General features: G+C 43.6%; 11 protein-coding genes. 1 reads left to right on the top strand and 10 read right to left on the bottom strand.

Annotated features, from left to right (window positions below):
* Positions 1-1,525, bottom strand: a 1,525-nt coding sequence (locus BLT_RS0108055) for a chromosome segregation SMC family protein (RefSeq protein ID WP_017727277.1), incomplete at its 3' end; no start/stop codon positions are given.
* 213 nt (positions 1,526-1,738) lie between these two features.
* Here BLT_RS0108055 and BLT_RS0108050 point away from each other — a divergent pair.
* The gene (locus BLT_RS0108050) at positions 1,739-1,963 is read left to right on the top strand and encodes a DUF1128 domain-containing protein (protein ID WP_152414307.1); all 225 of its coding nucleotides are present in this window, start codon (positions 1,739-1,741) and stop codon (positions 1,961-1,963) included.
* 171 nt (positions 1,964-2,134) lie between these two features.
* Here the strand turns inward: BLT_RS0108050 and rnc are convergent, their stop codons facing one another.
* The 9 genes from rnc to BLT_RS0108005 all read right to left on the bottom strand — a co-directional run.
* On the bottom strand, positions 2,135-2,935 hold the full coding sequence (gene rnc / locus BLT_RS0108045) for a ribonuclease III (protein ID WP_017727275.1): 801 nt from the start codon (positions 2,933-2,935) through the stop codon (positions 2,135-2,137).
* 85 nt (positions 2,936-3,020) lie between these two features.
* The gene (acpP, locus tag BLT_RS0108040; RefSeq protein ID WP_017727274.1) at positions 3,021-3,254 is read right to left on the bottom strand and encodes an acyl carrier protein; all 234 of its coding nucleotides are present in this window, start codon (positions 3,252-3,254) and stop codon (positions 3,021-3,023) included.
* 119 nt (positions 3,255-3,373) lie between these two features.
* Complete coding sequence (gene fabG, locus BLT_RS0108035; protein ID WP_026105033.1) at positions 3,374-4,114, bottom strand: 3-oxoacyl-[acyl-carrier-protein] reductase; 741 nt, start codon at positions 4,112-4,114, stop codon at positions 3,374-3,376.
* Positions 4,114-5,061, bottom strand: a complete 948-nt coding sequence (gene fabD / locus BLT_RS0108030; RefSeq protein WP_017727272.1) for an ACP S-malonyltransferase — start codon at positions 5,059-5,061, stop codon at positions 4,114-4,116. The genes fabG and fabD overlap by 1 nt, the downstream gene beginning before the upstream one ends.
* 13 nt (positions 5,062-5,074) lie before the next feature.
* Positions 5,075-6,070: a phosphate acyltransferase PlsX gene (gene plsX, locus BLT_RS0108025; RefSeq protein WP_017727271.1), complete on the bottom strand. Its 996-nt coding sequence runs from the start codon at positions 6,068-6,070 to the stop codon at positions 5,075-5,077.
* A 19-nt stretch (positions 6,071-6,089) separates the two neighbouring features.
* Positions 6,090-6,650, bottom strand: coding sequence for a transcription factor FapR (gene fapR / locus BLT_RS0108020; RefSeq protein ID WP_017727270.1), 561 nt, complete (start codon positions 6,648-6,650; stop codon positions 6,090-6,092).
* A gap of 157 nt (positions 6,651-6,807) precedes the next feature.
* The gene (gene recG / locus BLT_RS0108015; protein WP_017727269.1) at positions 6,808-8,856 is read right to left on the bottom strand and encodes an ATP-dependent DNA helicase RecG; all 2,049 of its coding nucleotides are present in this window, start codon (positions 8,854-8,856) and stop codon (positions 6,808-6,810) included.
* Between the two features lie 155 nt (positions 8,857-9,011).
* The gene (locus BLT_RS0108010; protein WP_017727268.1) at positions 9,012-9,872 is read right to left on the bottom strand and encodes a DegV family protein; all 861 of its coding nucleotides are present in this window, start codon (positions 9,870-9,872) and stop codon (positions 9,012-9,014) included.
* Positions 9,873-9,900: 28 nt separating this feature from the next.
* The coding region (locus BLT_RS0108005; protein WP_017727267.1) for a DAK2 domain-containing protein at positions 9,901-11,371 on the bottom strand (1,471 nt) is incomplete at its 5' end.

Here is an 11,371-nt window from a genome sequence, read left to right as displayed (position 1 = left end):
CTTTAACACCTTGGAAAAAGCCAGAGAAATCTGCTTGTAGCTCCTCTAATACATCCTTACGTGATTGTATACGCTGCGACAGCTGATACGCTTCATAGAGCTTTGACTCATTTTTTTCATAATCCCGTCTCAATTGCTCTGCCCTCGCTTGCTCTGAGCGATACGCTTTAATCGCTTCGTCAAGCTCTGTCTCACATTCTTTTACAAGCTGCTGCTGATTGGCTTGTCTTTCTTCTAACTCAGCGCGTGCTTCAATCAGGTGCTCATTTTCATGTAAAAGTCGCTCATGCTTTGCACCTTGCAGCCTTAGCTGCTCATCAATGTATCGTTTTTCGTTCCGCAACGATGCTTGTTCATTAAGCACTTCAATATAATCTGATTTCAAGCGGTCGAGCTCTTTCTCTAAATCGATCTCCCCCGCAGCGAGCAATGCTTCTTTTTCTTTGATGGACGTTTGCAGTTCTTTTACTTGGTTCTTCGCCAAAATCCCTGCTTGTTCTTCTTGCTCCAATTCTTCGGCTAGCTCGTTTTTTCGACGCCTAGCTTCCTCAATGGCACGCATCAATTGTTCACGATTTTGCGTGAAATTCTTCTTTCGTTCCTTTAAAACTTCACGGCGCCCCTCATTTTTTTCAAGCTCTTCACTCGCTGATAGTAACGTTTCTTGTAAGTGGCGAATGTCCTCATCTATGTCCTTCAGCTGCTCACGTAAGCTTTGGATGCTTTCCTCATGACGTTTAACATCCTTTGTTTTATTAGCATGGTCATTTCGTAACGCTTCAAGATCTTCCTTTTCCTTCGACCATTGCTTATGTAATTCACCAATCTCATAGACCATTAACGAGACCTCTACATCTTTTAGCTCTGCTTTCTTCTCCAAATAGTCTTTGGCAATCGATGCTTGAATCATTAAAGGTTCAACTTGACCTTCTAGCTCATAAAGGATGTCATCCACTCGATATAAATTTTCTTGCGTTTCATCAAGACGCTTTTCTGCTTTTTGCTTCCGCGTTTTATATTTTAAGACACCAGCCGCCTCTTCAAATATGACACGGCGGTCCTCCGCTTTGCTGCTTAGAATTTCTTCTACTTTTCCTTGACCAATAATGGAATAAGCCTCTCGCCCGAGTCCTGAGTCCATGAATAAGTCAACAATATCCTTCAATCTGCAAGCTTGGCGGTTTAAATAATATTCGCTTTCCCCTGATCGATAAACACGTCTTGTCACACTTACCTCACTGTAATCAATCGGGATATGCTGATCTTCATTATCCAAAATGAGACTAACCTCAGCGAAATTCAACGGTTTTCTCGTATCACTACCTGCAAAAATAATATCTTCCATCTTCGATCCACGTAACGATTTTGCTGATTGCTCACCAAGCACCCAACGGATTCCATCAGAGATGTTACTCTTTCCGCTTCCGTTCGGCCCAACAACCGCCGTTACTCCTGGAACAAAATCAATAGAGATTTGTTCCGCAAATGATTTAAATCCTATAACTTCAAGGCGTTTGAGGAACATCAAACTTCCCCCTTATAATAATAACAACTTCACTATTTTATCATATTGACTAAGGCAAAGGGAATCCTGTCGAAAGAAGGGGTTTCTTGAACAAACAACGAAAATGCTTATTATTAACTTAAGTTCATTTTTATAATAATTGCGACAAAGGAGACGAAAATATGGTACGATGAATGTACGATAGACGAATATCGGATGGGGCGAAAGGGTGTTATGATGAATTTAAACGAACAGAACCGTGAAAACATTGAATTCATGCTTGAAGAAATTAAAAAGAAGCTTCAACTCGTTAACTCTGGGGCATTAAACGCAAAAAGCTTTGACACAGACCATTATGAAGATTTGCGAGACATTTATAAAATGATTCAAAAAAAAGAATCGTTCAGTGTCCGTGAACTAGATGCCATTGTCGGTGAATTGGGTCGACTACGCAAATAAAATCTTTACCTCCCTTTTTGTGAGAAGGGAGTTTTTTTGTATAAGAAAAGCTCTCTCTGCTGGTGTCTGGAGCTAAGCAGCTTTGACATATCATCCTTTCTTATCTTTTCACAAAACTAGTCTTTACGTGTAAAAAAGCCGCACCAAAAAAATGGCACGGCACCTTCCATACTATTCATCATGGCGTTTTTGTTCACTAAGCCTAACCAGTGCCTGCTGGGCCGCATGTTGTTCAGCTTCTTTTTTCGACCGACCTGTCCCCACTCCTAGCGTTTCATCATTTAGGTGTACCTCGGAAACAAATTCCCGGTTATGAGCCGGCCCGCGCTCTTGAACAATCGTATAATGAATCTGACCTAAATTATCTCGTTGAATAAACTCTTGCAATTGACTTTTAAAATCCATCATATGAGAAAAAGCACCTTCATTGATTTTCGGATAAATGGTTCGATCTAAGAAGGCATAGACTGCGTCAAGTCCTTGATCAAGGTAAAGGGCGCCGATAAATGATTCAAAAACATCCGCTAATAAGGCTGGTCTTTGCCGTCCACCTGTCATCTCTTCTCCTTTGCCGAGAAGGACAAGCTCACCAAAATTGAGCGCCTCAGCAAATTGAGCAAGAGATGGTTCACAGACAATCGATGCCCGAAGTTTTGTCATATCCCCTTCACTCATTGAATCGAATTTTTTATACAAAAATTGTGAGACAGCAAGTTCCAACACAGCATCGCCAAGGAATTCAAGACGTTCATTATCTTTAAACGTTTGGATCCGATGCTCATTCACATAGGATGAATGGGTAAAAGCTTGGACAAGTAGTTTACGGTTTTCAAAGGTCAATTCTAATTGCTCTAAAAGCTGGTCAAATTGTTGCTTTTGTTTGACTGTTAGCACAAGTCGCTTAGAACCTCGTTTTCGGTCTGCATGATTTGATAATTTATGTTTTCGATAGTTTTTCGAAGAATGTGGCATTGTGACCTCCAAAACATATGGACAATTTTGCATGGGTTTGAAGTAAAAGCAGGCCCCATATAACGATACGGGACCTGATCACTACTTACTGACGGCTGTTTATGTAATCGACAACATCTGCCACAGTAGAAATCTTTTCAGCTTCTTCATCGGAAATTTCAAGATCAAATTCGTCTTCAAGCTCCATCACTAATTCAACGACATCTAATGAATCAGCACCTAGATCGTCTTTAAAAGAAGCTTCAGGCTTTACCTCAGACTCTTCTACGCCAAGACGGTCTACAATAATTTTAGAAACACGAGCTAACGTATCTGCCATGATTCGTTCACCTCCTCTCAGGGTCGGCTTCATTGCACGAAGCTAGAAGCATTTTAGCGAAGAACTAAAGCTTCTGTCAAGGTAAGATTTAAGAATGAAAGAACCGTCATCCTAACCGGTTACATGACCATCCCACCGTCTACATGCAATGTCTGTCCTGTCATATAAGCTGAGTCATCGGTTGCTAAGAACCGAATCGCTTTTGCTACATCCTCTGGGTTCCCAAGTCTTGCAAGTGGAATTTGCCCGAGCAATTGAGCTTTCAAGTCATCATTTAATTCTTCCGTCATATCCGTATCAATAAAACCAGGGGCAACTGCATTTACATTAATGTTGCGGTTTGCAAGCTCACGTGCCATTGTTTTAGTTAAGCCAATAACCCCTGCTTTTGCAGCCACATAATTCGCTTGACCTGCGTTTCCAAGCACCCCGACAACAGATGCAACATTAATAATCCGACCAAATCGCTGTTTCATCATTTGACGCGTCACGGCTTTTGAGCAGTTGAACACACCTTTTAAATTTGTGTTAATAACCGCGTCCCAATCCTCTTCTTTCATACGCATCATTAACCCATCTCTCGTAATTCCTGCGTTATTTACAAGAATATCGAGGCGCCCAAAAGTCGTAATCACTTCTTTTATCATCTCTTCAACTGCCTTGCTATCGGACACATCCGCTTGTATCGCCAACGCATCGACACCAAGCCCTTTTATTTCACTTACAACTTCTTCTGCTTTGCCTTGATTTCCTGCATAATTTACAACAACATTCGCCCCTTGACGAGCAAGCTCAAGTGCTGTGGCACGACCAATCCCTCTCGAACCACCAGTAACGACAGCTATATATCCCTTCAGCATCATTGCTCCACTCCTTTCATCTTTTCTATCATGGCCTCGATACTTTCCTTATCGTTGATGGCAAAAACGTTCACTCGTCGCTCCACTTTACGAACGAGGCCTGAAAGAACATTCCCAGCCCCAACTTCAATAAACGTATCAACCTCTAAATCCAATAAGCGTCGTACTGTATCCTCCCATAAAACAGGTGAGTATACTTGCTGAATAAGCTTTTCACGAATGTCATCAGCTTCTGTTACAACATCTGCCGTAACGTTTGCAATCACAGGCACCGACGCGTGATCGATCGTGATTTCTTCCAAGACAGGACGAAGCTTATTTGCAGCAGGCTTCATCAATGAAGAATGAAAGGGGCCGCTTACTTGAAGAGGGATCACTCGTTTTGCTCCCTTTTCTTTCGCTTGCTCAGAAGCAGCTGCCACCCCTTGAGCTGACCCAGATATGACAATTTGTCCTGGACAATTTAAATTAGCAAGCTCCACGACAAGCCCTTGTTTGCGGATGGATGCTGTCAATTCCTCAAGGATATCTCGTTCCATTCCCAACACAGCTGCCATTGCACCAACGCCAAATGGAACAGCCTCCTCCATAAATAAACCACGCTGCCTTACTGCATAAACGGCATCCTCAAAGGAAATCGCTTTAGCTGCCACCAAGGCACTGTATTCCCCAAGGCTATGACCCGCTGTATAGTCTGGGCGAATGTCGTAGCTCTCTAATGCTTTAAGAACAGCTGTCGACATGGTTAAAAGTGCCGGCTGTGTATGCTCCGTTCGTTTTAGCGTTTCTTCAGGCCCGTTAAAAATAATGTCTGAAAGAGAATAACCTAAACGCTGATCTGCTTGCTCAAAAATGGCGGCAACCTTCTCGTCATTCTGAGCAAGACTTTGCCCCATGCCAACCGCTTGCGACCCTTGGCCTGGAAAAAGAAAGGCAATTTTCCCCATGAATCATTTCCTCCTAGGATTCTTTGTTTTGCTTTGCTACCTCAGTTTTAATAATTGTCGTTACTTGTTGTTCAACCATGTCATAGGCTTGCCGAATCGCGTGAAACACTGCTGTTTCATCAGAGGATCCGTGCGCTTTAATCACAGGTGACTTTAGCCCGAACAACGATGCCCCTCCGTATTCAGAATAACTAAGCTTTGCCCTTATCCCACGGAAACTTGGCTTTAAAATGCCCGCCGCAAGCTTATTAACAAACGACTTTGTTAGTTCTTTCTTCAACAAGGAAAACATTGTTCCTGCTGTTCCTTCAATCGATTTTAAAACAATATTTCCTGCAAACCCGTCACAGACGACAACATCCGCAACTCCGTTTAACAAATCCCGCGCTTCCACATTGCCAATAAAATGAAAGCGACCATTTTCCATCATAGTAAAGGCTTCTTTCGTCAGCTCATTCCCTTTTCCATTTTCGGTACCGACGTTTAGCAAACCGACCCGAGGCCGCTGAACACCACGGACCATTTCCATGTACGTATTTCCCATGATTGCATATTGCAATAGATGCTCTGGCTTCCCATCCATATTTGCTCCCACATCTAATAGCAAAAAGCCTTTCCCGTCTAGTGTCGGAAGCATTGGTGCTAATGCGGGCCGATCAATGCCTTGAATGCGTCCTACATAGAGAAGGCCTGCTGTCATTAGCGCACCTGTATTACCTGCTGAAATGGCTGCATCAGCCCGCCCTTCCTTTACTTCCCGTACAGCAAGAACCATTGAAGCGTCTTTTTTACGACGTACAGCCGTTGTTGGCTGATCGGTGTCTTCAATTTTTTCTGTTGTATGTAAAATGGTCATGTGTGTTTCATCGGTTAAATGCTTTTTAATCTCATCTTCATGACCAACAAGGGTCATTTCTAAGTTCGCAAACGCACGAACAGCTTTCATTGCTGCCTCTATTTGCGCCTTCGGTGCATGGTCTCCGCCCATAACGTCCAAAGCGATTCTCATGATCATTCTCTCCTTCTGACTACCTTTCCTGATTCGACCGGAACATGATAAATTCACCGGAAAATACGGGCTCTTGTTCCACTGAACTGTTTACTTCGACAATGGTGCGATCCTTTTCAATCCGTGTTACTTTTGCCTTTGCTACGACCCGTTCTCCTGCTTTTACTTGTCTAGTAAATCGAATCGTTGCCTTTGCTGTTAAGGCAAGCTCATCATCTATAATGGCTACAGCTAAGGAATTAGCCTGTGCAAACAAATGGTGCCCTCGCGCAATGCCTGTTCGTGAAAACACATGCTCAGGCTTCACATCAAGAATGGAAATGGCACGTTCATCTAACTGCAAATCAATGACTTCACCAATGACCTCTTCCATCGATAATGCTTTCACATCATCAAGCTGCTGCTTCGCTACATCCTTTATACGTTCACGGAGCTCAGGAATGGAAAGCTCCATGCGATCGAGTCGAATCGTCTGTATGCTTACATCAAATTGTTTTGCCAACGCCTCATCAGTGACGAACGGATTTTCTCGTATCGTTGCTTGCAGAAGCTGTTGACGTTCTTTTTTTCTACGTTTCATGTGCACCTTCCACCGTTCATCCCAGTTTCAAGCGGGGAGTCAACCCTTTTATATTCCATTACACAACCTAAGACCTATGATCTTCTTGATGAAACGTTCCTGTTATATGACTAGGTACTAAGAGTAGTATATAATTGCTTCTATCTGATTTCAAGAGTTAATCAAGCTTCTCTCCTGATAGAACCCCCTCTTTTTCGAGATAAAGAGCCAGGTATTTGTAAGACTCATCCTCCCAAAAAGCACGACTATTTACAAGCTTTGCCGCATCCTGCCTTGCCACTTCAAGGGCACGATAGTCGTGAACAACATCGGCCACCTTAAAATCCGGGAGTCCACTTTGCTTTGCACCAAAAAAATCGCCAGGACCACGTAATTCTAGATCTCGTTCAGATAAGACGAACCCATCATTCGTATCCGTCATAATTCGCATTCGCTCTTTTCCCACTTCTGATTTCGGGTCAGCTAAAAGAATGCAGTAGGATTGGTGCTCACCGCGACCAACCCGACCACGAAGCTGATGAAGCTGAGCTAATCCGAACCGTTCAGCGTCATAAATCACCATCAAGGTTGCATTTGGAACATTCACTCCGACTTCAACAACGGTAGTCGAGACAAGAATTTGGATTTGATTTCGGCTAAACTGCTGCATCACGTCATCCTTCTCACTTGGGTGCAAGCGTCCATGCATTAAGCCCACGTGAAACCGAGACTGAAAATGCTGTTGTAAAACGGCATGAACGTCGATAGCATTTTGCACATCAAGCTTGTCCGATTCCTCGATCAAGGGGCAAATGACATACGCTTGCCGCCCTGCGAGAAGCTCTTTTTCCATAAAAGCAAGAACCCGCTCTAGCATCTCAGGCTTCGTCCAATACGTTTCAATCGCCTTCCGACCCGCTGGCATCTCATCAATAATTGAAACATCCATATCCCCGAACACAGATATGGCAAGTGTCCGAGGAATCGGAGTAGCTGTCATAAAAAGGACATCAGGCGTCTCTCCTTTATCGCGAAGGATACGCCGCTGCTCCACCCCAAACCGATGCTGCTCATCTGTAATAACAAGGCCCAACTGATGGAAATGGACATCCTCCTGAATGAGCGCATGGGTACCGACAACAATGTTAAGTTCACCTTTTGCGATCCGCTCAACGGTTTCTTTTCGTTTCTTCCCTTTCACCGAGCCTGTTAAAAGGGCAACCTCTATCCCAAAAGGCTGAAGCAACGCTTGTAAGGACTGCACATGCTGTTCAGCAAGAATTTCCGTTGGTACCATTAACGCCGCTTGCTCACCTGCTCGAATCGCAGCGTACATACAAATAGCTGCAACAACGGTTTTCCCTGAACCAACATCCCCTTGTAGCAAACGATTCATTCGATAGGGTGATTTCATATCATTGAGAATTTCATTCACCACTCGCTGCTGTGCATTCGTGAGTGGGAATGGCAGTTTTTTAATAAACTGAGCGATCTCCTCCTTGTCAAAGGGGATCGTTCGGCCTGTACTTTGTTCCCTCGAAAGCTTGCGAAAGGCTTGCATTTTGAGCTGGAAATATAAAAACTCTTCGTAGACGATCCGTCTCCTTGCATGCTTTGCAGCTAATCGATCAGTCGGGTAGTGCAGACGAAAAACCGCCTCTTTTTTCCCCGGTAGCTTGTAGGCATCAAGCAATTCAAGGGGCAAAGGCTCGGGAATATCATCTCCAAACTGCTGAAAGGCTTGATAAATATATTTTTTTAAGGTTTTTGTCGTTAGCTTTCCCGCAACAGAATAAATCGGTTCAAGAGCCCGCTCTCCATCTTGCCGACCTTTTTGAAAATCGCTCACCGTTAATGTGAGCCGATGCTGATCCCATTTTCCCGTTAACGTCACTTCACTGCCAAGGGTTAATTGCTTCCTTAAAAAGCCACGATTAAAAAAAACAGCGGTAATAAGCACTTGGTCGATAAGGACACGAACTGACATGCGATTTTTCTTCTTTCCAAAATAGCGTACAGTAGGCTCGCTTTGAATGATGCCAACGATGGTTACCCGTTCCTCATGACGAAGCTCTTCAAGGCTTTTCACTTGATAATCTTCATAACGGAAAGGGAAATACTCAAGCAAATCTCCTACCGTATAGATACGAAGTGGTTCGAGCTGCTTTGCCGACTCTTCGCCAATTCCTTTTACTTCCGTCACTGGTAAGTTCATCACTTCATTCATTTGTCATGACTATCCCCCTATTATCCCCCTCCCACCTAGGAAGGAAGCTAATTGGTTGTACTTTATCTTTGGTTGAAACAAGGGAGAGGCTGACTCTTATGCATTGAGCCAGCCTCGTACGCCTGGGGCTTGATCATCCTCACCCCTGTGTTCTTCTATTCAGCACTTGCTTTCGTTAAGGAAAGAGAGACCGTCCCAGGCCCTACATGTGCACCAATGACAGCTCCTATGGATGTGAGTACCTCTGACTGAACATTAAATTCCTTACGAGCAAGCTCTAATAATTCATTTGCTAGTGGTTCGTTTACAGCGTGAGAGACACCGACATGAACAGGCTCATCACCATATTGTTCTTTTAATGCCTCAATCATACGAGCAATTGCTTTTTTCTGACCTCTTACCTTCTCAAATGGGTAAACTTCTCCATCCTCGTTTAACGAAAGAATCGGTTTAATCTTTAGCAATGAACCGAGCATAGCCGACGCCTTTCCAATGCGCCCATTTTTTTGTAAAAAGTCGAGCGTATCTACAACAAAATAGACGGTCGTATCCTTTAATAAAGATTGGAGACGCTCTATACATTGTTCAGCAGAAGCCCCTGCTTTTGCCATCTTGGCGATTTCCACGACGATAATCCCAATGGCATAGGACGCTTTTTTTGAGTTAACGACATGCACAGTGTATTCACTCTGCACCTCACCCAGCGCAATCGTCGCAGCTTGATAGGTCCCACTTAATTTTGATGATAAGTGGATCGAAATGATCGTCGTATCTTCGGCATTCTCAACGCTTCGATACACCTCTTCAAATTGATACGGTGTTGGTTGAGACGTTGTAGGTATGACTTGTGCTTCACCAAGCTTTTGGTAAAAATCAGCAGGCGATAAATCGACCCCATCTTCATACGAGTGGTCTTGAAAATTCACCTTCAAAGGGACAACGGTAATGTCAAGCTCAGAAACAAGCTCTTTTGGAATATCCGCTGTACTATCTGTTACAACCTTCACGTTTCCCATTTATTTTCCCCCTTCCCCCATGCAAAGCCTATTCCACGGAGAAAATATATGAATAAAGCGGTTGATTTCCAACTTGAACATCCACTTCTACATCGCTATGTTCATTCTCAAGAAAGGCAACAAGCTCTTCTGTGTCTTCATTGGTTGCGTCTTCCCCTTGTAAAATCGTCACAATTTCACTCTCACGATCAAGCATTTGACGAAGTAAATCTTTCGCAACCGTAAGCATTTCGGTCCCAGAGCTGACAATTTTCTTTTCTGCGATTCCCATGAAATCACCTTTTTTAATGTCAATGCCATCAATGCTTGTATCGCGGACGGCAAAGGTCACCTGACCTGTTTTGACATGGGCCATGGCTTCCTTCATCATTTCACCATTTGTTTGTAGATCTTGGGATGGATTGAATGCCAATAGTGCTGCAAGCCCTTGAGGAACCGTCTTAGATGGGACGATTATAACATTTGCCTTTGCTACCTCTGCCGCCTGTTCAGCTGCTAAAATGATATTTCCATTATTCGGTAGTACGATGACGTTTTTCGCATGCACTTCATCGATGGCCTTGAGAATGTCCTCTGTGCTTGGGTTCATCGTTTGTCCACCAGGGATGACAACACCTGCCCCTAAGCCCTTGAATAGCTTTGCAATTCCATCGCCCATTGATACAGTAACGATGCCAAACTCACTGAGTTCTCGGACTTTATTTGGTTTTTCTTCCTCATAAATCGCTTTTGTTTCTTCAAGAAGATGGGTGTGTTGTTCACGCATATTTTCAATCTTAATATTAATTAAGCTCCCATATTGTTGCGCCTTTGAAAGGATTTCACCTGGTTGCTCTGCATGAATATGTACTTTTAAGAGGTCTTCGTCAGAAACGACAAGCAAGGAGTCACCCCATGCACTAAGTTCCTCACGAAAGGCTTCTTCCTGAAATGGTGTTTTTGCTAACTTGTCCTTTTCAAAACGAACCATCACTTCCGTACAATAGCCAAACTCAATGTCTTCCGTTGCAAGATGACTTTGTGCATTCTGATGGTGCTCCACTTTCACAAGATCATGCATGGACGGTTGTTCTGGTAACGATTCTGAAAGCTCTTCTCCTTTCAAAATCGCCAGAAATCCTTCGTAAATATAGACAAGCCCTTGACCGCCAGAATCCACGACCCCAACTTCCTTTAATACAGGCAAAAGGTCTGGTGTTCGCTTTAATGAGGCTTTCGCTTCCCTTAATACGTCTTCCATCACGAGAATTAAATCCTGATTTCTTTTCGAGGATTTGACTGCGGCTTTTGCACTGTCTTTCGCAACCGTTAAAATCGTTCCCTCTACCGGTTTCATTACCGCTTTGTAAGCCGTTTCAACTCCCTTCTCAAGAGCGGCCGCAAACATCGTTGCGGAGATTTCTTTTTTTCCTTCTACACTCTTCGAGAAGCCACGAAACAGCTGGGAAAGAATAACACCAGAATTTCCTCTTGCCCCCATTAATAAGCCTTTGGCGAAC

Origin of the sequence: Halalkalibacterium ligniniphilum, assembly GCF_000334155.1 — a bacterium.
Taxonomy (GTDB): domain Bacteria; phylum Bacillota; class Bacilli; order Bacillales; family Bacillaceae_D; genus Halalkalibacterium; species Halalkalibacterium ligniniphilum.
The sequence above is the reverse complement of the archived record's forward strand: the minus strand, read 5'-3'. Positions and strand labels throughout refer to the sequence as shown.